At 68.3% G+C, this 22597-nt stretch carries 22 protein-coding genes and 1 pseudogene; 14 read left to right on the forward strand and 9 right to left on the reverse strand.

Annotation, left to right across the window (positions count from 1 at the left end; genetic code table 11):
• Nucleotides 1-118: 118 nt before the first annotated feature.
• From FCI23_RS63385 to FCI23_RS46925, 3 genes and pseudogenes are all read left to right on the forward strand, one after another.
• Nucleotides 119-679, forward strand: coding sequence for a hypothetical protein (locus FCI23_RS63385; protein ID WP_322974017.1), 561 nt, complete (start codon nt 119-121; stop codon nt 677-679).
• Between the two features lie 165 nt (nt 680-844).
• Complete coding sequence (locus FCI23_RS46920) at nt 845-2476, forward strand: PLP-dependent aminotransferase family protein (RefSeq protein WP_246144725.1); 1632 nt, start codon at nt 845-847, stop codon at nt 2474-2476.
• Nucleotides 2454-2786: pseudogene (locus tag FCI23_RS46925) on the forward strand (tyrosine-type recombinase/integrase); the annotation flags it as partial. The gene FCI23_RS46920 and the pseudogene FCI23_RS46925, both read left to right, overlap by 23 nt.
• A 1478-nt stretch (nt 2787-4264) precedes the next feature.
• On the opposite strand, the gene FCI23_RS46935 reads toward FCI23_RS46925, so the two are convergent.
• The 3 genes from FCI23_RS46935 to FCI23_RS46960 form a co-directional block, all read right to left on the reverse strand.
• Nucleotides 4265-4720 carry a hypothetical protein gene (locus FCI23_RS46935; RefSeq protein WP_136730138.1) on the reverse strand — a complete coding sequence of 152 codons (456 nt, stop codon included), beginning with the start codon at nt 4718-4720 and terminating at the stop codon, nt 4265-4267.
• Nucleotides 4721-5255: 535 nt separating this feature from the next.
• Entirely contained in the window at nt 5256-5903 is a 648-nt protein-coding gene (locus tag FCI23_RS46950; protein WP_136730139.1) for a class I SAM-dependent methyltransferase, read from the reverse strand.
• Between the two features lie 551 nt (nt 5904-6454).
• Nucleotides 6455-6928, reverse strand: a complete 474-nt coding sequence (locus FCI23_RS46960) for an HIT family protein (RefSeq protein ID WP_136730140.1) — start codon at nt 6926-6928, stop codon at nt 6455-6457.
• Nucleotides 6929-7275: 347 nt separating this feature from the next.
• Here FCI23_RS46960 and FCI23_RS58830 point away from each other — a divergent pair, with 347 nt between their 5' ends.
• Together FCI23_RS58830 and FCI23_RS62750 are read left to right on the forward strand one after the other, a co-directional pair.
• Nucleotides 7276-7449 carry a hypothetical protein gene (locus tag FCI23_RS58830; protein WP_211265786.1) on the forward strand — a complete coding sequence of 58 codons (174 nt, stop codon included), beginning with the start codon at nt 7276-7278 and terminating at the stop codon, nt 7447-7449.
• A gap of 49 nt (nt 7450-7498) precedes the next feature.
• Nucleotides 7499-7633, forward strand: coding sequence for a hypothetical protein (locus FCI23_RS62750; RefSeq protein WP_265737830.1), 135 nt, complete (start codon nt 7499-7501; stop codon nt 7631-7633).
• A gap of 63 nt (nt 7634-7696) precedes the next feature.
• Here the strand turns inward: FCI23_RS62750 and FCI23_RS46965 are convergent, their stop codons facing one another.
• Complete coding sequence (locus FCI23_RS46965; protein WP_136730141.1) at nt 7697-8317, reverse strand: C39 family peptidase; 621 nt, start codon at nt 8315-8317, stop codon at nt 7697-7699.
• 679 nt (nt 8318-8996) lie between these two features.
• Here FCI23_RS46965 and FCI23_RS46970 point away from each other — a divergent pair.
• On the forward strand, nt 8997-10640 hold the full coding sequence (locus tag FCI23_RS46970; RefSeq protein ID WP_136730142.1) for a penicillin-binding transpeptidase domain-containing protein: 1644 nt from the start codon (nt 8997-8999) through the stop codon (nt 10638-10640).
• Between the two features lie 62 nt (nt 10641-10702).
• Here the strand turns inward: FCI23_RS46970 and FCI23_RS46975 are convergent, their stop codons facing one another.
• The gene (locus tag FCI23_RS46975; protein ID WP_136730143.1) at nt 10703-11056 is read right to left on the reverse strand and encodes a hypothetical protein; all 354 of its coding nucleotides are present in this window, start codon (nt 11054-11056) and stop codon (nt 10703-10705) included.
• Nucleotides 11053-11538 carry a hypothetical protein gene (locus FCI23_RS46980; protein WP_136730144.1) on the reverse strand — a complete coding sequence of 162 codons (486 nt, stop codon included), beginning with the start codon at nt 11536-11538 and terminating at the stop codon, nt 11053-11055. Before FCI23_RS46980 ends, FCI23_RS46975 begins: the two co-directional genes overlap by 4 nt.
• A gap of 151 nt (nt 11539-11689) precedes the next feature.
• Between FCI23_RS46980 and FCI23_RS46985 the strand changes: the two genes are divergently transcribed.
• The 4 genes from FCI23_RS46985 (at nt 11690) to FCI23_RS47000 (ending at nt 15453) form a co-directional block, all read left to right on the forward strand.
• Nucleotides 11690-13501, forward strand: coding sequence for an ABC-F family ATP-binding cassette domain-containing protein (locus FCI23_RS46985; protein WP_136730145.1), 1812 nt, complete (start codon nt 11690-11692; stop codon nt 13499-13501).
• Nucleotides 13502-13803: 302 nt separating this feature from the next.
• Complete coding sequence (locus FCI23_RS46990; protein ID WP_136730146.1) at nt 13804-14040, forward strand: FitA-like ribbon-helix-helix domain-containing protein; 237 nt, start codon at nt 13804-13806, stop codon at nt 14038-14040.
• Nucleotides 14037-14435, forward strand: a complete 399-nt coding sequence (locus FCI23_RS46995; protein WP_136730147.1) for a type II toxin-antitoxin system VapC family toxin — start codon at nt 14037-14039, stop codon at nt 14433-14435. Before FCI23_RS46990 ends, FCI23_RS46995 begins: the two co-directional genes overlap by 4 nt.
• A gap of 343 nt (nt 14436-14778) precedes the next feature.
• The gene (locus tag FCI23_RS47000; protein ID WP_136730148.1) at nt 14779-15453 is read left to right on the forward strand and encodes a helix-turn-helix transcriptional regulator; all 675 of its coding nucleotides are present in this window, start codon (nt 14779-14781) and stop codon (nt 15451-15453) included.
• 15 nt (nt 15454-15468) lie between these two features.
• Here FCI23_RS47000 and FCI23_RS47005 read toward each other — a convergent pair whose 3' ends face one another.
• Both FCI23_RS47005 and FCI23_RS47010 read right to left on the reverse strand, forming a co-directional pair.
• Nucleotides 15469-15783 carry a hypothetical protein gene (locus FCI23_RS47005; protein WP_136730149.1) on the reverse strand — a complete coding sequence of 105 codons (315 nt, stop codon included), beginning with the start codon at nt 15781-15783 and terminating at the stop codon, nt 15469-15471.
• A 21-nt stretch (nt 15784-15804) separates the two neighbouring features.
• Nucleotides 15805-17475, reverse strand: a complete 1671-nt coding sequence (locus tag FCI23_RS47010) for a sodium:solute symporter family protein (protein ID WP_136730150.1) — start codon at nt 17473-17475, stop codon at nt 15805-15807.
• A 119-nt stretch (nt 17476-17594) separates the two neighbouring features.
• On the opposite strand from FCI23_RS47010, the gene galT reads away from it, so the two are divergent.
• The 4 genes from galT to FCI23_RS47030 all read left to right on the forward strand — a co-directional run bounded on the left by galT (nt 17595) and on the right by FCI23_RS47030 (nt 22076).
• Entirely contained in the window at nt 17595-18641 is a 1047-nt protein-coding gene (gene galT, locus FCI23_RS47015) for a galactose-1-phosphate uridylyltransferase (protein ID WP_136730151.1), read from the forward strand.
• 83 nt (nt 18642-18724) lie between these two features.
• Nucleotides 18725-19735, forward strand: coding sequence for a UDP-glucose 4-epimerase GalE (gene galE, locus FCI23_RS47020; RefSeq protein ID WP_136730152.1), 1011 nt, complete (start codon nt 18725-18727; stop codon nt 19733-19735).
• A complete protein-coding gene (gene galK, locus FCI23_RS47025; RefSeq protein ID WP_136730153.1) occupies nt 19690-20865 on the forward strand; it encodes a galactokinase in 1176 nt (391 codons plus the stop codon). Before galE ends, galK begins: the two co-directional genes overlap by 46 nt.
• Nucleotides 20866-21260: 395 nt before the next feature.
• Entirely contained in the window at nt 21261-22076 is an 816-nt protein-coding gene (locus tag FCI23_RS47030; protein ID WP_136730154.1) for a response regulator transcription factor, read from the forward strand.
• 55 nt (nt 22077-22131) lie between these two features.
• Here the strand turns inward: FCI23_RS47030 and FCI23_RS58835 are convergent.
• The coding region (locus FCI23_RS58835) for an SH3 domain-containing protein (RefSeq protein ID WP_136730155.1) at nt 22132-22597 on the reverse strand (466 nt) is incomplete at its 5' end.

A 22597-nucleotide genomic window follows, 5' to 3' on the forward strand; every position in this document is an offset into this window, starting at 1 on the left:
GAAGGGTGCCTCCCCTGCACGTGATCCAGTCCTAGAGAAGCTGAATCATCGCAGGTCGGAAGCACCCTTCCTCCATGAGGTGACTGGCTGTCACTGAAGTGCCTGGTGCCGTGAATTCGTGAGGCTGGCGCCGCTGGAGACATTCGCGCTGTGGCGTCGTATGACGCTGTGGGAGATCACTTCGTACGCGGATGCTCTGGCCCGCGAACGGGACCGTCAGCTGGCCCGTGCGGAGCTGCGCGAGCGGCACGGCCGAGGCTGGCGCCGGAAGGCTCCGCGACGTACGCGTGTGCTGCTCAAGCTCGGCGAGCTGGCCCCTGCCGAACAGCAAGCGGACACCGCCGTACGGCAGCCCTGCGCAGGCCATGCGCCGGAGCACTTCAAGGCGGCAAACGGCCACGTCGCACGCCGGACGCCCTCGGTGCCGGAGCATCCTCCAGCACAAGCGGCCGAGACCACCCGCCGCGCCTACTTCGAGCAAGCCGAGCTGGAGCGTACGCGGCAGAACGCGCGCCGTACGTACGCCGAATCACTGAACGCCGGACACCCGATCGGGCCGAAGGCCCTGGGAGAGGCGTACGGCTTCAGCGAGGGATGGGGCCGCAAGCAGATCAAGGCCGTGCAGCAAGGCCGAGTCAACGTCCGCCCGATGGCAGTCCCGGCGGCCATCGACGCCTGACGCCCCGAACGGCATCCCACATTCCCGGACGGTCTCGCCCTACCGAGCACCGCCCGCCGCACGATCCCGACCGCCATCGAAACCGCCTCACACGACGGGTCCGGCCGCCAGCCGTCCAAAGCGCCGGCCGGACCCGCCACTACCTCCCGTAAGGAAGGAAGCTCAGTGAACCACGAGGACGAGAACGAACTCTTCAACCGATTGGAAGCAGATATCGCCGCCGACTTCGGCGGCGAGGTACTCGACCTGGACAAGGCCCGCGCCGCCCGCAGCGGACCGCCAGACTCCGCCACGCCTGAAGCCAACGACGAACCCGGCTCCGACCCGATCGAGGCGGACGACGCCGTAGCGATGGTGGATGCCCCGGCCCCGACCGGCCAGGGTCTCATGGACCGCATACGCGGGGCCAACCGCCGCCCAGTTGTCTCGGCCTGGCTCAAGTCCAAGCCGGAATTCGTGGACGCAGCCGGATGGCTGCTGGGCCACACCGCCCACGCGGTCGGCTACCACGCCCTCCGCACCCCGTACTACGCGGCCAGCCTGGCACTGCGCGCCCCGGCCGGGGCCGCGAAGTTCACCGCGGGCACGCTGCGTTGGGTGACCGACGCCGAAGGCGACCCGCTCCGGCGGGCGGCGGCACGGCGGGAGAACGCGGAGGAGTACCTGAGGCTGTCCCGGCAGAGGGACGGCCGGGTACGCCTGCGCGGCATCCTTCTCGCGCTGGCATGTGTGGTCGGCCCGGTCGCGGCGCTGGCGATGTGGATCCTGGCCCCGGCCTGGCTGCTGGCCACCACAACCGCCGCCCTCACCTTCGCGTTCGGCTGGCTGGGGGCACCGGCCGACAAGCCCGTCATCTCCCGCGCCGTCGTCGCGACGCAGGTGGAACGCCTCACCTCCGTGATCGTGGAACGCGCCCTCGGAGCGCTGGGCAACGCCGAGATCAACAAGGCACTCGGCAAGGGCGGCGAGGGCATCAAGTTCCCGGCCCCGATCACCCGGGACGGTCCCGGCTGGCGGGCGGACATCGACCTGCCGTACGGAGTGACCGTCACTGACATCCTCGACCGCCGCGACCGGCTCGCCTCCGGCCTGCGCCGCCCGCTGGGGTGCGTGTGGCCGGAGCCGGTACCGGACGAGCACGCCGGCCGGATGATGCTCTGGGTGGGGGACAAGGCACTGAACAAGGTGCCCCCGCCCGCCTGGCCGCTGGCCAAGGGCGGCACAGCGTCCCTGTTCAAGCCGTTGCCGTTCGGCACCGACCAGCGCGGGCGGCCGGTCACCATCACGCTGATGTACGACAACGTCCTCATCGGCGCCATGCCCGGCATGGGCAAGACCTTCTCCCTCCGCACGCCTCTGCTGGCCGCCGCCCTCGACGTCCTGGCGGAGCTGCTGATCTGGGAACTGAAGGGCACCGGCGACCTGAGCGCGCTCGGCGAGACGGTCGCCGCGGACTACGGTTCCGGCGCCAACGACGAGACATGCGCCGCCGCGCTGGAGTCGATCCGCTACGTCTACAAGGACCTGGAGCGCCGGGCCCAGGTCATCAGCTCGCTGCCCAAGGACAAGTGCCCGGAGAACAAGGTCACCCCGGAGGTGGCCGCCATCCGCTCCCTCGGGCTGCACCCGCTGGTGCTCGCCATCGACGAGTGCCAGGAACTGTTCTCCCACGAGCAGTACGGCAAGGAAGCCGGCGCCCTGTGCACCTCCATCATCAAGCGCGGCCGGGCACTGGGCGTCATCCTCCTGCTGGCCACCCAACGCCCGGGACAGCGTCCGCGCGAGTCACTTCGATGACCACCTGTGGAAGCCCGCCCTCGCAGCCGCATGCATCATCCCCAAGCCCGAACCGGGCGAACGGTATGCATCGGCACGTGAGTACGGTATGCACGCCCTGCGGCACTTCTACGCCTCCGTGCTACTGGATGCCGGCGAGAGCATCCGGGCCCTGAGCGCGTACCTGGGGCACAGTGATCCGGGATTCACGCTCCGCGTGTACACGCACATGATGCCCAGTAGCGAGGGGCGCACCCGGAATGCCGTGGACCGTGTCTTCCAGACCCTGGGCAAGCCGCTCGGCGGCCCACGTACAGCCCAAGCGGCATAGGGAGGGCGCTGGTGGCAATCTGCGTTGCCCAGGGCCATGTGGCCTAAAACGGGTAAATGTGAGCGAGGCCCCAGCCATGATGGTCGGGGCCTCGTTTTAGAACGCCGAATCGAACGAAATTACCCGCGGCGTTCGAATATCACCAGAAACGGAGTCACATACCCAGAGGCTTCCACTGGGGTCGCGTGTCCCCAGATAACGAGAGCCAAGCCTGTTGCCAGAGCACTTATGTATACGACCGGGCGTAACGTCGCGCGACTGCCATCGGCGTTCGGGTCGGCGAGGGGCGTTACGTGGCTACTTGGCTCATGGCCTGTTTTGGCGGGGACTGGGTCCTCCGTAGAATCGTGTGAGATGAGTTGACCTCCAAAACGCATGGGTTGGGCTCATTGGACGGCCCCCTGCTTGCACCAGGGGGCCGTCGCGTTGCTGCAGGTCTGTTCACGACCCGCTGACCGAGCGTATTGACAAAGGTCCGTAGCTACCCATCTGGCGAGACCTTGCGAAGGGTGGCGAATTACATTTCGCCAGGTCAAGCGCCGATTTTGTCACGCTGTCCCCAGGCTGCGGAGGGATTAGCACAGGAGAGCGGTGGATAGGGCCTGCAAGGATTCGTCTCGGGCGGCAGCCGCTCAACCTGCGATCACACGAGCTGGCGAATCCAAGCCTGGCCCGACCGGATCGGAAGCCGATGCGCACGGGCACGTTGTGGGTGGGGTCACACCAAGCCCGCAGTGCGGGCGGGAAGGGCTGCGGCCTTCCGAGTTTGGTAGCACTTCCACGGCCCGGGGACGGCCCAAGCGGCATGACACGGCCTTGGTCAGGGATGTTTCCCCTGTTCAGGGCCGTTTGGCGTGCCGGATGCGAGAGTTCATCTACTTCTTCCCGCTCTACACGGGCATGACGATCCCGTACTCCTCCTGGCGCGCCCGAATGTGGCTGGACACCTGGATCTAGCTGCGCCTTTGGGCTGCGGGCGCCGGGGCAGCGGCGCCGCCGCTGCCCCGTACGCGCAGGTCAGCAGGGCACGACAGGACCCGGCCACCCGCGTCCTGCCCGGTGTCGAGCAGTGTGTTCGCCAAGGCCTGCCCGCGGGTTTCGGACGCCCTATGTGTGGCGGTCCCGTGGGTGCTGCTGGAGTCTCCTATTGCGCCGCCTCAAGACCACGCACCCTCGCAGAGCCAACTCGGTGAGCAGGCTGGGGGGAATCGTCACGCTTCAGAGCAAGTATCCGAGCTCCTGCGGTCAGTAAACTCGACGAAACTCGCCAGACCGTGGACCCCCGTCCGTCCGATGCGGTTGTTCGGGATCGCGTCCTCAACCGCGATCCACTCCACGCCGCCCATCCCGAGCACTTCGCCGTCGATCCGACACAAGCCTAGGCCGTTTCGTTCGGATCACGCCATGATTCGTTGCTCGGCGTGGCCACGAAACCCGTTTCAGGTCCGCACGGTTTGGCGAGGCTGTTTTGCTCGCTCCTACCAGGCTGGCCGCAGGTCCCGGCAGTCCCTCGGAGTCTGCTCGGGCAAGTTCAAGCGAGCGTCTGTCCGCCACAACACTCCAGGGCTCGGCGGGTAGTCCTCATTCGGCGGACCCGGGGCATGGAACCGCTGGGTGCGCGGGAGGGGCACCTCCACCAACCTGCCGTCGTGGATCATCCACAGTCCGAAGCAGTCGTCCTCCTCGTCGTGGATCAGAACCTGCACGCTTTCCGGCCGGGGCCACGAGAGCGACTCCAAGTGCTTCAGGAGGCCGGACCGCGAACGCATACGTTCGAACTCCGTAGCCCAGCCAATACCGAAGGAGCCGACCCACTGGCTCTGTATCGGCTCGAACCGACCGCGCCAGGTGCGTTTCTCGTCGTCCCGGGTGAGAGGCTCCATGACTTCATCCGCGTCGAGTGCCAGCACGACGACCTCTGCGTTTCTGCTCACACCGAAGTATCACCGCGCGCCTTGAGGCCGGCCAGCTTGGTCATCGCGGCGTCGAGGCTGGCTTGGAGTCCTTCGACTTCGCCGAGTCAGCCGTTGCCGCGGGCCTCGCGGATGCGGTCTCGAAGGTTCTGGATGATCTCGATGAGGCGGGGTCGCTGACGGGGGTCGAGTTGGAGGACTGGCAGCGGATACAGGCGTCAGATGCTCACTCCTTCGACCGGACCCGGCCCAGCGGACACGACTCGCCGACATCCGCGACAACCTCATCGCCCGTATTGCCGAAGCCGAGAGCGAAGGCTGGCTCAGCGAGGTCGAAGGGCTACGGGTCAGCCTCGCTGGGGCAGAAGAGAAGATCGCCCAGCTCGATGCCCACCAGGAGCGCAGGTCATTGAGGGTGTTCCTCGGAGTCCCCTCGTTCGACCAAATCGGAGCTCGAACGGGCGGTGAGCCTTGATCACGAGTCGACGCCTGGAGCCTGACAGCTCCCCGTGCGGCAGGTTGGACGCGATCATGTGTTCGATCAGGCAGCCCCTGCCTAGGCTTTGCGGGCGAGCAGTTGAACCCCCTGGAACTGCCGCCGGTCGGTGGGCTGAGGCTCGCGAACCATCCGGGCCACCTCGGCCAACCCGGACTTGCGCAGCATCGCGGCGAGGTGATCAGGCCACCACCGATAGGCCGGCGCGACTGTGTGATCGAAGACCTGCGTCGGGTGAGACGGATCATCGCTGGCCGAAAAGCCGACCAGAAGGTGGCCGCCAGCTGCCAGCACACGATGGAACTCCGCCAGGATGACGGGGAGTTCCTGCGGCGGAGTGTGGATGATGGACCAACGTGAGAGTACGCCGCCCAGCACGCCGTCAGCGATGTTCAACGCGGCCATCGAGCCCACGTCGAACCGCAGGCCCGGATAGGCCTGTCGAGCCAACTTGATCATCGCAGGAGAGGCATCAACGCCAAACGCCGTCAACCCCAGCTCGTCCAGATAAGCGGTGATATGGCCAGGTCCACACCCCAGGTCCGCGACCTGACCGTCCCCACTCGCACTTACGACCTCGGCGAAGGCATCCAAGATCGAGCGGTCCAGGGGGCTGTCACGCAGCGTGTCGCGGAACAGCTGCGCATAGGTGGGGGCAGCAGCGTCGTAAGCCTCGCGGGTGGCGCTGAGGGCATCGTGTTCGACCATGCTCGCGACAGTAGTTCCTGGCCCCGAGGCGAGCCGAGAGAATCACGATCTTCCCTCCCGCCCGTTCGCCCGAGCTATCGCTAGTTGAGAGAAGCACGCGTGTTCATGGACACAGGGGCTGCCGTAGTCGCGGGTGCAGATGCCGAGGGCGACCTTCCGGAGCTCGAAGTGGCCGAGGAATTAATGCCGTTCATCTGGGGGTGAGGCTGCGGTACTCCTCGCCGGGGCGCTCGGCTGCAGGCATCATCCCCACCCCCCCCGAATGTGGCTGGACACCTGGATCTAGCTGGGCACTCCGCTCTTACCGGGGACTCGCAGCCTCAGGTCTTCGGCGGCTGTGTCCGTAATCCGTAGTGTCGAGGACGAGCCAGGCACTCAACAGTCGGTCGACGCGTCGAAGTCCATCAACGTCTCCTTGAGCACGTCCGTGTACCGTACGTTCGCCCCGGCAGCGGGGTAGCAAGCGCGGCCGGGAGGCGTCGCCGGACGCTGAGGGCCGCGACTGACGTGGGGTACCCGAGGGGCGCCCGTCAGCCCATGAACCGCTCGGATCACCCCGCGAGCTTGTCCAGTTCGTTGCCGATTTCCGCCCGGAGAGCATCGTGCTGCGGACCGAGGGCGAACTGCTCGTCACTCCACCGCTGGTGCGGATACAGCCATACCGGCATGCCCACGAGATCAGCAGATTCCCACTCATACCGCGGCCACACATGCGCATGCAGGAATCCATCCGTGTTGCCCAGAATCTCCAGGTTCACGCGACGGAAAGCCGAATCCAGTCGGCGACAGGCACGTTCGACGGCCTCGCCCAATCGCTCCATGTCGGCCAGGAAGGCCAGCCGTTGGGCCCGTGGGAGGTCCGACAGCCGCTGCACGTCGGGCTCATCGGTCAAAAGCACCGAGTATCCGGGAAGGAACTGGACGTCCCCGATCACCGCGAACCCCGCGTCGAGGCGTCTCAGCACGGCGGGATTCTCTCCCCGCAGTGCGCTTCCGATCCGGTCCATCCGCCAGCCATCGGTCATGGCCGGGAACCCTACACGGCAATGTTCAACTGGCGACCAGCCACTCAATGACCCACAGCGCACCGCATCAGCTGAGGAACCTGAGCAGCACCCCCCCGTGACCGTGCCGTCGCCAGGTGTTGTAAGGAGTGAGCCACTTGAACACGGCGAGGCGGGTCGCACGGGCTCCGGGCCGGCGTTTCGCGCCCTGCAGGGTCACCGGCATTGGCTTGGACGGACTGGGCAGGTGCACCGTCAACGGATCATTGGGCAACAGGGAGGTCGAGACCGTGGCGACGGGAACTCAAGGGGAATGGGGTCGGCCGGCGGGAGGACCGTGGTGGCGGTTCGTCCCCCGGAACAAGGCTGTGGCCTACCTCGGTGCGGTGGCGGGGATCCTATTGCTGGTCCAGAGCGTGGTCATACTGTCTTCCGGCCACCGGTCAGGAGTGTCCGTCGCTCTTGAGGTGTTCGTCGGCGTGATCGGGGTCGCGCAGCTCATCCGCAGCATCGATGGCCTGCGCGTGCTGCACAAGTCGTGATCGATGATGACTATGAAGGGCGCCCCCGGTTCCACAGGGGCGTCCCTTCTTGCCGGGCACCATGGAGATGTCGGGCCGCCACGGTGCGCCGGACCGCGACCTCGGCGCGGGTGTGCGCGGCGATGAACTCCCCACCGGCTGGGCCGCGACCAGCCTGCCCCGGCCGATCACCACGAGATCCTAAATTAACGGGCACTTGACTACCGAATAAGGCCGATTCGCGGATGCCGGACCATACAGGGCAGTGTCAGCGGACTATCACAGCCATATCTCCGTACGTCGCGTAGGCAGCACCAAAGGTCGCCTCGCTGAGGGAGAGTCGTCCACGGGCTGGGTCGTTGACCGTGACGCGGCCGCCGGAGAAGCCGGTAATGACGACGACGTGTTCTGCAGGACCGGCGTAGGGGACAGGGCGGCCGTCATAGGCCGTATACGAGCGAGACCCGAGACGCCGCCAGAAGTAGTCCACCCAGACTATCGCGGGATGACCGCTGGTGACCCGTGCCCGGAGGGTAGCCGGCGAGATGCCCTGGCCGGCGGCGAGCACGGTGAGGCCGTAGGAGCGGGCAGCGGCGGCGACAGGCGGGGAGTAGACCCCGAAGCCGGTTCCGGCGACCTCCGAGCCGTTCGGGTCGCCGACGAAGGCGCGGAAAGGGTCTCCCGCCAGGGGACCGGAGCGCCCGAACTGATAGTGAACGCGGTCAAGACCGATCCGGCCCGAAATCGCTTGGTCCCCGGCCCGCACGCCCCTGGCGGCCAGGACCATGCGAAGGGCGCTGGCCTCGCAGTCGTTCCGCAATTGCATGCGGTACGAGGGGACGACGGGACTGCTGGCAGCAGCGACTCCCGCGCCTGTCGTCAGCGCCATGAGCGCCGAAAGGACAGCCGTGGCCGACTGTATGCAGGTTCGTTTGATTCCTGTGTTCACACTCAGTGAAAATATGGTCACGCGTAGGTTATGGCGACCGGGCGGAGGCCATTCGAGGGATCAACGATCCCAACTGGAGACAGGCGACCTGTGCCGCTCGAAAAGTCGTCGCCACAGGTGGGATGTTGCCTTGCTGGGATGAGAACGCGGCGGGACGCCACCCCGCCTGACCGCTGCGGCCTCGGGAGCCGTGGCGGCGGCTGGGCTGCCATGGGATCGGGCCATGCGCCAAAGATCCGGGGCGCCGCGCGGAGTGCGCTAGGGCTTTCGGCCGATTCCGCCGAAGACGGCCGGGTGCCGCACGGTGTGGACCAGGAAGGTCCGGCCGATGCGGGCGAGGTCCACGATGCCGGGGAAGGTCTTGCGGACCAACTCGCCGGCGTCGCGGTCGACGGCTGTTGGTGTTCAACTTAGATGTATGTAGGGCCAGTTGGCGCATATTCGTTGATCGTCGGAGTAACCGCACGGGCGCGGCGCGGCCCGGCCGTACTCGTGGGCCGACGGCTGTCGTTGCGATGTCGAGTCGATACGTGAAACCGACCCCAATGCGCCTCTTGGGGCGCGTAGAGTGCGTTTGCTGCGCAGTGTTTTGAACAGGTTCAAGGTGGGGGTCGGGGAAGTGCGACGTGGGGCGAAGATCGGCATAGTGGGCGGCCTGCTCACCGCGATGGTGGGAGCGGCCGGGTATGGCACGTACAACCTGTATCAGGGGGTGAGCGGCGGCAACAGCGGCGGTACGACGGTTGCGAAGGCCCTGCCCACCGTCACCGGACCGCCGACAGCGGCCGAGGTGCGGAAGACGGCCCGGGACTTTCTGGCCGCATGGGCCAAGGGCGACGAAACGGCGGCCGGAGCGCTCACCAACGATCCGACGACCGCCGCAGCGGAGCTGACCGCTTACCGGCAGAAGGCGCATGTGACGTCGTTGAAGCTCACCCCGGGCGTGCCGGGAGGGGCTGAGGCGACGAAGGTGCCCTTCAAGGTGGCCGCGACGCTGACGTACGACGGCAAGCGGTCGCCGTGGTCGTACGACGGGTCGCTGACGGTCTTCCGGGGGGCGACGACGCACAAGCCGCTGGTGGACTGGCATCCGTCAGTGCTGAATCCGAAGCTCGGCGAGGGGGAGTCGCTGGAGACGGGCAAGGCGAGCAAACCGCAGGTGGAGCTTGTCGACCGCAACGGCAAGGCGCTGGACGCGACTGCGTACCCCTCGCTCGCCCCCGTCCTGACCGACTTGCGGCAGCGGTACGCCACCAAGGTGCAGGGCGGTACGCCGGGCATCGAGACCTGGATCGACGGGGGAGACGGGACCGCGGGCGAAACCCTGCACGTCCTCACCAAGGGCAAGCCGGCGAAGCTGCGGACGACGCTCGACGCGGGGGTGCAGGCGGCCGCCGAGAAGGCGGTGAAGCAGCGCTCGAACGCGGGGGTGGTCGCGCTGAAGGCCAGCACGGGCCAGATCCTGGCGGTCGCGAACAACCCGGCGGGCGGGACGAACCTGGCGCTGGGGGCGACGGTCGCACCGGGGTCCACGTTCAAGGTCGTCACGGCGGCGACGCTGCTGGAGAAGGGCGTGACGCCGGGGCAGTCGGTGCCGTGCAAGCAGTACGACAACTACAACAACGGCAAGATGTTCCACAACGTCGAGAAGAGCCAGAACCTCTCGGCGACATTCGCCTGGGACTTCGAGAACTCCTGCAACACCGGTTTCATCTCGCTCGCCGGAAAGCTCAGCGAATCCTCCGTCCCGACCGTGGCCCACGATGTCTTCGGCTTCGGCCAGACCTGGAACGTGGGGGTCGGCGCGTTCGACGGCAAGGTGCCCGGCGGCAGTGGCGACGAGATGACCTCCGAGATGATCGGCCAGGGGCAGATCCAGATGAGCCCGCTCAACATGGCGTCGGTCGCTGCCACCGCCAGGACCGGGCTCTTCCACCAGCCGGTGATCGTCGCCCCCTCGCTCATCGGCGAACCCATCGCCAAGGCCGGCCGCGCCCTCAGCCCGAACGCCGACGCGAGCCTGCGCTCCCTGATGCGCCTCACCGCCCAGCAGGGCACCGCCGCCACGGCCATGAGCGGCCTGACCGGCACCTATCTCGGCGCGAAGACCGGCTCCGCCGAGGCCGGCACCGAACAGCCCAACGGCTGGTTCCTCGCCTACCGTGACGACGTCGCCGCCAGCGGTGTCGTGCTCCAGGGCGGCCACGGCGGCGACTCCGCCGGACCGATCGTCGCGGACGTCCTGAAGGCGGCCCGCGGCTGAAGGGCGGCGCGGGTCGAGGGGCCGCGCGGCGGGCCGGGGCCGAAGGGGCTGGACGCTGTCTTCTACTCGGTCTGCTTCGGGTGGCCGGTTCCGGCGCGACGTACCCAAACCGTCCTGCGCTCCTCGTCGAGCAAGTACCAGATCCGGCCGCCGCCGGTCACTTCTATCTGCCATTGCGGAAGCACGTCGCGGCCTCTGACCGCGTGCGCCTTTTCGCCCTTGAGCCGGTGATGGCGGGGGGTCGGCGGACTGGGTGCTGGACGGGTGCGCATCTCCCGCCAGGCCAGCAGGGCGTTGCCGGGGGCCTGCTGGCACAGGTCGTGCCAGCCCTTCGCTGCGTCATTCGTGTCGAACCGGATGTCGTACTCCTCGGGACCCGGCGGCGGTGCCAGCCGGTCCCCCTTCTTGGGGCTCACTCAACGCTTCCCTGGGGCATCGGTACGGGGCCGAAGTCTTCGCCGGCGGCCTTGGGACCCAGGGCGGTGGCGAGTTCGGGGTCGGCCCATACCTCGGCAGTGTGCTTCCACTCGGTGATCACCTGGTATATCGCGGCGACAGTATCCAGCTCGACGCTGGCCCGGGACACCTCAATCAGCTCGTCCAGGAAAAGGTCGGTGTCCCTCGACGGCAGGAAGCGCACCCAGGGGTGGGCATCGGCGAGGGCGCGCCTGAGAAGGCCTTGCGGTGCCCCCTCGTCCTTGAGCAGAGAATGGAACATGAGGGTATTGGACCGGACGACCTCGGCCGTCTGCTCGGCGCGGTCCGCCGTGGTGATGTAGAGGTCGGGCTCGCCCCGCCGAACCAGTCGGAGACCGGCAAACGTGCCGGAGAGCCGGGCCACCGTGGCGCGCGGCTTCTGGATGAGGTCCGAGAAATTGACCTGAGCAAGCGTCGTCATACTTCAAAGGTAGTTCAGAAGTCCCCGACCGTCCATGGGTGCCGTGCGCCCTCGCGCCCCGGTCGAGCGGGCGGCAGCCATGGGTCTGGCGACCTGTCCGGCCCGCACTACTCTGGAGAGCCGACCTGTCCCCCGTGAGCATGGAGCAAAAGTGGCCGTCAACCTGGTCAACGTCGAGGCCGTAGGAAAGGTGTACGGCACCCGTGCACTGCTCGACGGCGTCTCCCTCGGCGTCTCGGAGGGCGACCGCATCGGCGTCGTGGGCCGCAACGGCGACGGCAAGACCACCCTCATCCGCCTGTTGGCCAAGCTGGAGGACCCGGACACCGGCCGGGTCACCCACCTCGGCGACCTGCGGCTCGGGGTGCTCACCCAGCACGACAGCCTGGACCCGGCGGCGACCGTCCGGCACGAGGTCGTGGGGGACAGGGCCGACCACGAGTGGGCGGGCGACGCCAAGATCCGCGACGTCCTCACCGGACTTTTCGGCGGCCTGGACCTGCCGGGCTTCGAGCAGGGCCTGGACACCGTGATCGGCCCCCTGTCCGGCGGCGAGCGGCGCCGCATCGCGCTCGCCAAGCTGCTGATCGACGAGCAGGATCTGGTCGTCCTCGACGAGCCGACGAACCACCTCGACGTCGAGGGCATCTCCTGGCTCGCCGGGCACCTGCGGGCGCGCCGCTCCGCGCTCGTGTGCGTGACGCACGACCGGTGGTTCCTGGACCAGGTGTGCACACGCATGTGGGACGTGCAGGGCGGTGTCGTCCACGACTACGAGGGCGGCTACAGCGACTACGTCTTCGCACGGGCCGAACGGGAGCGGATCGCCGCCACCGAGGAGAGCAAGCGGCAGAACCTGATGCGCAAGGAGCTGGCCTGGCTGCGGCGCGGCGCGCCCGCCCGCACCAGCAAGCCGCGGTACCGGATCGAGGCGGCCAACGAGCTGATCGCCGACGTCCCGCCGCCCCGCGACAGCGCCGAGCTGATGAAGTTCGCCAACTCACGGCTCGGCAAGACCGTGTTCGACCTCAAGGACGTGACCGTCCAGGCCGGCCCCAAGATGCTGCTCAAGCACCTCACCTGGCAGCTCGGCCCCGGCGACCGGATCGGCCTGGTCGGCGTCAACGGCGCCGGCAAGACCTCCCTCCTGCGCGCGCTCGCCGAAGCCGCCTACAGCGAGGGCGAGAAGCAGCCGGCCGCCGGGCGGATCGCCGTCGGCAAGACCGTCAAACTGGCCTACCTCTCCCAGGAGGTCGCCGAACTCGACCCGAACTGGCGGGTGATCCAGGCCGTCGAGCAGGTACGGCAGCGGGTCGACCTCGGCAAGGGCCGGGAGATGACGGCGGGGCAGCTGTGCGAGAAGTTCGGCTTCACGAAGGAGAAGCAGTGGACCCCGGTCGGGGATCTCTCCGGCGGTGAGCGCCGCCGCCTGCAGATCCTCCGCCTCCTCATGGACGAGCCCAATGTCCTCTTCCTCGACGAGCCGACCAACGACCTCGATATCGAGACCCTCACCCAGCTGGAGGACCTCCTCGACGGCTGGCCCGGCTCGATGGTCGTCATCAGCCACGACCGTTACTTCCTGGAGCGCACCACCGACCGCGTCATGGCGCTGCTCGGCGACGCGACCCTGCGGATGCTGCCGCGCGGCGTCGACGAATACCTCGAGCGCCGCAGGCACGTAGTGGAGGCCGAGTCGGCGGCGTCAGCGGCGGCCGCGTCCGCCTCCGTGCCGGCCAGGGCGAAGACGAGCGTCGACGCCCGCGCCGCCAAGAAGGAGCTGCAGAAGATCGAGCGGCGGCTCGACCGCATCGCCCAGCAGGAGACCAAGCTGCACACCGAGATCGCCGACAACGCCACCGACTTCGCCAGGGTCGGCAAGCTCGACGCCGAGCTGCGCGCGCTGAGCGAGGAGCGTGACGACCTGGAGATGCGCTGGCTGGAGATGGCGGACGACGCGTAGCGGGGGGATCGCGGCCTTCAGGCCTACTCCCTGCCCAAGCGGTGACCCTGCACCATGCGCGCCGTGCCTACGACCGCGGACGAGCCATCGGTGCCGTTACCTGAACACGATCACGACGATGCCTGGGCGCATGCGGGGGTCTGGGTCATCAGCGGGCGTCGTCGCCACGCATGCCGCGCAGGGTGTCGTCGATCTCGTCGTCCGTCAGTACGGGACAGCGTATGAGCGCTGCTCCACCAGCACGGGTATCGCCAATGACTCGCAGGTGGTCATTTTGCTTGCGTTGCCAGTAAAATGCTTGCATGGCTACTATTCATGTACGGGACATCTCCGACGACACCCTCACCACACTCAAAGTACGTGCCGCCAGAGCGGGGCAGTCCTTGCAGGCCTATGTCCGGCAGCTTCTCGAGGGTGAGGCGGTAACCCTCAGCCCGGAGGAAGCCGCCGAGCGGGCGCGGGCCATCGCCGCCCGGTCCACGGTGACCGCGGATGACGTGGTGGATGCGATCGCGGAGATGCGTGAGGCCCGCGCGTGATCGTTCTGGACACTTCGGCTCTGGTCGAGTTCCTGGTCGGCGCGGACGCTCTCGCGGAGAAGGTCCGCACAGCTGTCGTTGGTGAGCGGCTGGCCGCACCGCATGCTGTCGACCTCGAGTGCGCTTCCACCCTGCGCGGCTTGGTGCGAGGTAAGAAGTTGCCCGCAGATGAGGGAAAGCGGGCGCTGGAACTGCTCGGCGCCATGGGCCTGAAGCGGTATGACCACGTACCGCTGCTCCCGCGGATCTGGGAATTGCGGCACAACATGTGGCCGTATGACGCTTCTTACGCGGCGCTGGCTGAGTGCCTGGGGGCGGAACTGGTGACGGTGGACGGCAAGTTCGACGGCGTTCCGGGTCTCAAGTGCGGTGTTCGCAACTTGCGCAAGGAGTGATGGCAGCGCGCTCGCTGCGGTCGCGTGATCGTTTGGGGACGGCCATCCTGTGCAGACTCTGGCACTGGGCGGCCGTTTTTTGGGCACGATGCGTAATGGATCGGACTGTTTCGGGGGTAAACCGGCCATGAAGGATGGGATTTCCGATATTGGGAGAGGCTTCTGACCACTAGGGGGCGCGGATTCTCGAACAACCGTGTAGCTTCCGGGGCTAGAACCGGGCCCGCGGCGGTGGGGACTGAGGTGGGACGCCGGGCGGATCGCGCTACGGCATGAAGGGGGCACAGGCGTGAAGCCGGTGGGGCGTTGCCCACGGCTTCCTGGGGGATAGGGGGATCGCCAGATGGGCGTACGGGTTGTCGTGGTCGACGACCACCGTCTGCTGGCCGAGGCGTTGGCCTCGGCACTGAAACTGCGCGGGCACCGGGTGCTCGCGGCGGCCGCGCCGGCGTCCGGGGCGGCGGACGTGGTGCTGAGCAGGTCGCCGGAGGTGTGTCTGATCGGGACGGCGGCGCCGGCGGAGCCGGGGATGTTCGACGCGGTGGTGCGGATCAAGCGCGAGCGCCCCGGGGTGGCGGTGCTGGTGCTCGGGCCGGTGCCCAGCCCGCGCGGGATCGCGGCGGCGTTCGCGGCCGGGGCTTCGGGCTACGTACGGCACGACGAGCGCATCGAGGGCGTCGAGCGGGCGATGGCCAAGGCGAGGGCCGGGGAGGTCGCGGTGGCGCAGCAGCTGCTGCAGGGGGCGTTCGCGGAGCTGTTGAATCCGGCGGTCGAGCCGGACGACGAGGGCAGCAGGCTGTTGCAGCTGCTCACCCCGCGCGAGGTCGAGGTACTGGTGCGGGTCGCGGAGGGCGATGACACACGGGTGATCGCGGCCGGGATGGGAATCGCGCCGAGTACGGCGCGTACGCATGTGCAGCGGGTGCTGATGAAGCTGGGCGTCGGGTCGAGGCTGGAGGCGGCGGCGCTGGCGGCCCGCACGGGGCTGCTGGAGCGCGCGGCGGACAGCCCCGGGTGATCCCCCCCACGGGGCCTACGGGACCTCCGGTGGCGCTGAGGGCTCCGGAGGTGCCGAGGGGGGCGGCGGGCTTGGGCTGAGGGTCAGCCAGATGAGGAAGAACACGCCCAGGGCCAGCATGCCCAGGCCTGTCCAGAGGTTGATGTTGATGCCGGCGGCCTTGTGGATGGCGGCGTTGGAGGCGGTGATCCCGGCGATGGTGACGATGATGCCGTAGATGACGAAGAGGCTGCCGATGACACGGCGGATGTCGAAGAGCCGGGCGGCGGTCGCGGACTCCTGTTCGAGCTCCTCGACCTCGCGCTGGTATTCGTACTCGTTCTCGCTCACGGTGCCTGCCTCAGAAAGAGATCAGAAGGAGAAGGGGATGTAGCACAGGGCGGCCAGGATCAGGGCGGTCCAGCCCAGCAGAGCCGGGCTGCGGTACCAGGCGTCGTCGCCGGTCGCGGCGGGCTCGGCCATGCCGGGGGAGTGGGTGCCGTAGACGAGCCCGGCGAGGGATTCGGCGGGCTTGGGGCGGGTGAAGGGGGTGACGATGACCACCACCAGGGCGCCGACCACGAAGGCGACGATGGCGGAGACGAAGTTGGCGCCCTGGTCGGTGGGGATGGAGATGATGCCCTGCTTGTAGATCCAGAAGTAGTTGATCATCGCGGCCACCGTGCCGGACAGCAGGCCCCAGAAGCCGGCCGCGGCTGTCACCCGCTTCCAGAACATGCCGAGGATGAAGACGCAGAACAGCGGCACATTGAAGAAGGAGAAGAGTGTCTGCAGGTAGTTCATGATGTTGCTGAAGCTGGACGCGATGACGGCCGTGCCCATGCCGATCACCACCCCGATGGCGGTCAGCACCCGGCCGGTGGCCAGGTAGTACGAGTCCGGGCGGCCCGGCCGTACGTAGGCGCGCCAGATGTCGTAGGTGAAGACGGTGTTGAAGGACGAGATGTTCGCCGCCATGCCTGCCATGAACGCGGCGAGCAGCCCGGTCACCGCGATGCCGAGCACTCCGTTCGGCAGCAGATCGCTCATCAGGAGCGGGATGGCGTCGTTGTACTGCAGACCGCTGCCGGGCCGGCCCAGTGAGGGCTCCATGGCCAGCGCGATCAGACCGGGGACGATCACGATCGCCGGGATGAAGATCTTCGGGAAGGCGGCGATGAGCGGGGTGCGCCGGGCGGCCGACAGGTTCCTGGCGGACAGGGCCCGCTGCACCTCGGCGAAGTTGGTGGTCCAGTAGCCGAAGCTCAGCACGAAGCCGAGCCCGAGGACGATGGTCAGCCAGTTGGCGCCCAGCGGGTTGGGTGAGCCGATGCCGGTGCCCCGCCAGGCGGTGAGGAAGGCGTGGCCGTGGGTGGCGGTGAGCTTGTGGCTGAGGCCGGCCCAGCCGCCGACGTGTTTCAGGCCGACGACGGTGAGCGGGATCAGCGCGGCGAGGATCACGAAGAACTGCAGCACCTCGTTGTAGATCGCCGAGGAGAGTCCGCCGAGGGTGATGTACGCCAGTACGAAGAACCCGGCGATGACGATCGCGACCCACTGCGGCCAGCCGAGCAGCGCCTCCAGCACGATGGCCATGGCGTAGAGGTTGACGCCCGCGATCAGCACGGCCGAGATCGCGAAGATCACCGAGCTCAGCAGGTGCGAGGAGGGCCCGTAGCGGTGCAGCAGGAACTCCGGGACGGACCGGACCTTGGATCCGTAGTAGAACGGCATCATCACGATGCCGAGGAAGACCATCGCCGGGATGGCGCCGATCCAGTACCAGTGCACGGTGTAGACGCCGTACTGTGCGCCGTTTGCGGCCATGCCGAGGATCTCGGTGGCGCCGAGATTGGCGGCGACGAAGGCCAGCCCGGTGACCCACGCGGGCAGTGACCGCCCGGACAGGAAGAAGTCCAGGCTCGTCCTGACGCTGCGGCGCGCCAGGAAACCGATGCCCAGGACCACGACGAAGTAGATGATGAGGATCGCGTAGTCGAGTCCGTTGATGGGCAGCCGTAGGCCCGTGGCCAGGTATGTCATGTGCGCATACGTCCCACCGTTCCGCGCAGGATTGACGTATCTGTTGAGTTGTGGTTCATTGTGTTTAGTTATGTTGAGTGCAGTGTTGCTACTCGTGACTTGTGACTAGGGGCTCCACCGTGAAGAAGACGACGACCCGGCTCGCCGACGGACGCGAGCTGATCTACTACGACGGCCGGGACGACGCCGTCCGTGACGCCGTCGACCGACGCCCCCTCGATCCGATGGCCAGCGCCTCCGAGGTCCGCCGGGACCCGCTCCTCGGCGAGCACATCGCCATCGCCTCCCACCGCCAGGGCCGCACCTACTACCCGCCGGCCGACGAGTGCCCGCTCTGCCCCTCCCAGGAGGGACGGCTCAGCGAGATCCCGGACAGCGACTACGACGTCGCCGTTTTCGAGAACCGCTTCCCGTCACTCAGCGGCGACACCGGCCGCTGCGAGGTCGTGTGCTTCACCCCCGATCACGACAAGTCCTTCGCCGACCTCACCCCCACCCAGGCCCGCCTCGTCCTCGACACCTGGACCGACCGCACCGCCGACCTCTCCCAGCACCCCGCCGTCGAACAGGTCTACTGCTTCGAGAACCGCGGCAAGGAGATCGGCGTCACCCTCGACCACCCCCACGGCCAGATCTACGCCTACCCCTTCATCACCCCCCGCACCGAGCAGATGCTCCGCGCCGCCGAACAGCACCGCGAGGCCACCGGCGGCCGCAACCTCTTCGACGACACCGTCGAGGCGGAACAGGCGGACGGACGGCGCATCGTGCTCGACGGCGAGCACTGGACCGCCTTCGTGCCGTACGCGGCGCACTGGCCGTACGAAGTGCACCTCTACCCGAAGCGACGGGTCCCCGACCTGCTGGGCCTCGACGAGGACGAGCGCGCCGAGTTCCCGCACATCTACCTGGACCTCCTGCGCCGCTTCGACCGGCTCTTCGGGCCCGGCCTGCCCCCCACCCCGTATGTCTCGGGCTGGCACCAGGCACCGTTCGGCATCGAGCATCGCCGCGAGTTCGCCCTGCACCTCGAGCTCTTCACCATCCGCCGTACCGCCGACAAGCTGAAGTTCCTCGCGGGCTCCGAGTCCGGTATGGGGGTGTTCATCAATGATGTGCCGCCGGAGGCCGCCGCACAGCGCCTGCGCGATGTCGTTTCCGCCTAGACAGCACACAGCGCTTGGACAGGGCCAATTGCTAGGTTCGGCTACGTTGGCGTCCACAGAACCGAGGGAAAGGCTGCGAGTCAGTGAGCAAGGCAAAGAAGGTACTGGTCACCGGCGGCGCCGGTTATGTGGGCAGTGTCGTGACGAAGCACCTGCTGGAGGCCGGACACCAGGTCACCGTCCTCGATGACCTCTCCACCGGCTTCCGCGACGGTGTACCCGACGGCGCGGCCTTCGTCGAGGGCCGCATCCAGGACACCGCCGCGCGCGTCCTCAGCTCCCCGGACTCCCCCTACGACGCCGTACTGCACTTCGCCGCCTCCTCACAGGTCGGCGAGTCCGTCGTCAACCCCGAGAAGTACTGGCGCAACAACGTTGTAGGCACTCTTGAGCTCCTTACGGCGATGCGGCAGGCCGGCGTCCGGACGCTGGTCTTCTCGTCCACCGCGGCCACTTACGGGGAGCCCAAGTCCGTGCCGATCACCGAAGACGACCCGACGCTGCCGACCAACCCCTACGGCGCCTCCAAGCTCGCCGTCGACCACATGATCAGCAGCGAGGCCGCCGCGCACGGCCTGGCCGCCGTCTCCCTCCGGTACTTCAACGTCGCCGGTGCCCACCTCACCCCGGACGGGACCGCCTACGGCGAGCGCCACGCCCCCGAGTCGCACCTCATCCCGCTGGTGCTCCAGGTCGCGCTGGGACAGCGCGAGTCGATCTCCGTCTACGGCGACGACTACCCCACCCCCGACGGCACCTGCGTCCGCGACTACATCCACGTCGCCGACCTAGCCGACGCCCACCTCCTCGCCGTCGACGCCGCGACGCCCGGCGAGCACCTCATCTGCAACCTCGGCAACGGCAACGGCTTCTCCGTGACCGAAGTCATCGAAACCGTCCGCCAGGTCACCGGCCACCCGATCCCCGAGGTCACCACCCTCCGCCGGGGAGGTGACCCGGCCGTGCTCGTGGCCTCCGCCGAGCGGGCCAGGCAGCGGCTGGGCTGGAAGCCCAGCCGCGCCGACCTCGCCGGCATCGTCCGCGACGCATGGACCTTCGCCCAGCATCTGCACGACCAGGAGAGCAGCAAGTGACAACAGCGGACGCCTTCCGTGACGTCTACGGCACCAGCCCCGACGGCACCTGGGCCGCACCAGGCCGGGTGAACCTGATCGGTGAACACACCGATTACAACGACGGCTTCGTTATGCCCTTCGCCCTGCCGCACACCGCCATCGCCTCTGTCGCCCGCCGCGACGACGGTCTCCTGCGGTTGCACTCCGGGCAGGCAGAGGGCGGCGTCGTCGAAGTCCGCCTGGACGGAGAGCCCGCCAAGGGCTGGGCCGCGTATCCGGCCGGCGTCGTATGGGCGCTGCGCGACGCCGGCCACGCCGTCGGCGGCGCGGACATCCACTACGACAGCACCGTGCCCACCGGCGCGGGTCTGTCGTCCTCGGCGGCCCTCGAAATCGTCACCGCCCTCGCGCTGAACGACCTCTACGACCTCGGCCTCCAGCGCTGGCAGCTCGCCCGCCTCTGCCAGCGCGCCGAGAACGTCTACGTCGGCGCGCCCACCGGCATCATGGACCAGACCGCCTCCGCCTGCTGCACCGCCGGGCACGCCCTCTACCTCGACACCCGCGATCTGTCCCAGCACCAGATCCCCTTCGACCTCGCCGCCCGGGGCCTGCGGCTGCTGGTCGTCGACACCCAGGTCAAACACGCCCACAGCGAGGGCGAGTACGGCAAACGCCGCCGAGGCTGCGAGGACGCCGCCGCGGCGCTCGGCGTCGACGCCCTGCGTGACGTTCCGTACGAGGGCCTGGACGAGGCCCTCGCCCGGCTCGAGGACGAGGAACAGCGGCGCCTGGTCCGCCACGTCGTCACCGAGGACCAGCGCGTCGAGCGCGTTGTCGCGCTGCTGGAGGCCGACGATGTCCGGGCCATCGGCCCGGTGCTGACCGAGGGCCATACCTCCCTGCGCGACGACTTCCGCGTCTCCTGCCCCGAACTGGATCTCGTCGTCGCCACCGCCAACGACGCCGGGGCGCTCGGCGCCCGTATGACCGGCGGCGGGTTCGGCGGCTCCGCGATCATCCTCGTGGACGATGCCTCCGCCGACAAGATCGCTGACGCCGTCACCGCGGCGTTCGCCTCCGGCGGATTCCGCGAGCCGCGCGTCTTCGTAGCCGTCCCCTCCGCCGGAGCCGTCCGCCTGGAGTGAGCCCCGGGGGCGGGACCAATCCCGGTGCAGCCCGGAACAGCCCGGCGCGGCGCAGCCGGACAAGCTCGCGCGAATTGCCAATTTTGGTCAACCTCGGCCAGAAAACGCACCGTGGGCCACAGCTTCACACGCCAGAAGCCAACCACATCGAGCAAATTTTGCCATTGGGCCGTCTTTGTCAGTCCCTGCGCCTACGCTTTTTTTACAGCGCCGGTGGGGGCCGGCGCCCATCAGGGGGCGAGACACAAGGATTCGGCACCTGGAACGGGGCAGGGCAGCAGCCCAGGAGTACGACGGCGGTCGTACGGAGGCTGTGTGCACGACTCCTGCTTCAGGTGCCGGATCCTCCGTGAACCGCAGACCATGGGGGAAGCCGAATGCCGGGAGTGGGGCACGTGGGACGGATCCGCGTTCTCGTCGTGGACGATCACCGCATTTTCGCCGAATCGCTCGCCGCTGCCCTGGCAGCAGAGCCGGACGTCGATGTCTCGGCGGCCGGCAGCGCACCAGCCGCACAACGCTGCCTGGAACGAGCGGCGACCGACGCCCGCCGATACGACGTACTACTGATCGACGCCGACCTCGGCGCCGCCAACCGCATACCGGCGCCGGCCACGCCGAAGGTGCCCGAGCCGCGCCCGCCCGAGCAGCAGCTCCAGGCCCACCCGCAACTTCAGGCCGTGCACTCGGACAGCACCCCCGGACTCGACGGCATAGCGCTGGTCGAGAAGGTACGCACCGAGCACCCCGGCACCCGCATCGTCGTCCTCGCCGAGCGGGACGACGCGCGCCGCGCCGCCCGGGCATTGCAGGCGGGAGCATCGGGTTGGGTCGCCAAGGACTGCTCCTTGTCGAGGCTGCTGGCGGTAATGCGCGGCGTGCTCCGGGACGAGACACATCTGCCACCCGCGCTGCTCACCGGCGTGCTACGGGAGTTGACTGCCGCCCGCCGCCATCGCACCGAGAGCGAGCTGCTCGTGGAGTCGCTGACCCCCCGTGAGCAGGAGGTGCTGCGCTGCATGGTGGCCGGGCTGGGCCGGAAAGCGGTGGCCGAGCGGTTGTATCTGTCCCCGCACACCGTGCGCACCCATATGCAGAATGTGTTGGGGAAGCTCGGGGTGCACTCCACGCTCGCTGCGGTGGCGCTGGCCCGCCGGGCCGGAGTCGGGCCGGTGGACCTGGCCGCGTCGGCCGGCAGCAGCTCCGCGTAGGGCCACGCGCGCGGCGTCCACTCCGGAAGGAGCGGACGCCGTCGCGGGGTCCGTATCAGTGGCCGCAGTAGCGCGGCGACCTGTCGAGGTTGTTGATGTAGCGGGCCGAGGACCAGGCGTAGTGGTGGTCGTCCAGCTTGTACCAGCGCGGGTTGCCGCCTATCAGCTGCGAGTTGACCTTGCAGGCGATCCGCACGAGCGCACCGTACGGCAGGAAACCGACGCTGAGGGAGGTGGCGTTCGGCGCGGAACGGATCCGAAGGCCCGTCCTCGCGACCACGCGGCCGCGGTATGCACCGTACTGGGGACGGTAGTGCCCGTTCTCGTTGCCCCAGTCGTCGTAGCACCTGCCGCCGTGGTGGTGGCCGCCGTTGCCCTCGTTGCCGCCGTCACCGGCTGCGATACGGTTGCCGCCGCCGCCGTTGCCGCCGCCACCGCCGCCACCGCCGTTGCCGCCGCCACCGCCGCCGCCACCGCCGCCGCCGTTGTGGCCGCCGCCGCCGTTGCCGCCGCCGCCGTTG

The organism is Actinacidiphila oryziradicis (genome assembly GCF_005047355.1).
Classification (GTDB): domain Bacteria; phylum Actinomycetota; class Actinomycetes; order Streptomycetales; family Streptomycetaceae; genus Actinacidiphila; species Actinacidiphila oryziradicis.

Excerpts from the sequence above, each read along its gene's own strand:
- galK (WP_136730153.1), top strand. The coding sequence starts at position 19,690 with ATGGACCTTCGCCCAGCATCTGCACGACCAGGAGAGCAGCAAGTGACA.
- FCI23_RS47000 (WP_136730148.1), top strand. The coding sequence starts at position 14,779 with ATGGGCGTACGGGTTGTCGTGGTCGACGACCACCGTCTGCTGGCCGAG.
- FCI23_RS46950 (WP_136730139.1), bottom strand. The coding sequence starts at position 5,903 with ATGGTCGAACACGATGCCCTCAGCGCCACCCGCGAGGCTTACGACGCT.
- FCI23_RS47010 (WP_136730150.1), bottom strand. The coding sequence starts at position 17,475 with ATGACATACCTGGCCACGGGCCTACGGCTGCCCATCAACGGACTCGAC.
- FCI23_RS46990 (WP_136730146.1), top strand. The coding sequence starts at position 13,804 with ATGGCTACTATTCATGTACGGGACATCTCCGACGACACCCTCACCACA.
- FCI23_RS46980 (WP_136730144.1), bottom strand. The coding sequence starts at position 11,538 with ATGACGACGCTTGCTCAGGTCAATTTCTCGGACCTCATCCAGAAGCCG.
- FCI23_RS46965 (WP_136730141.1), bottom strand. The coding sequence starts at position 8,317 with ATGGCGCTGACGACAGGCGCGGGAGTCGCTGCTGCCAGCAGTCCCGTC.
- FCI23_RS46960 (WP_136730140.1), bottom strand. The coding sequence starts at position 6,928 with ATGACCGATGGCTGGCGGATGGACCGGATCGGAAGCGCACTGCGGGGA.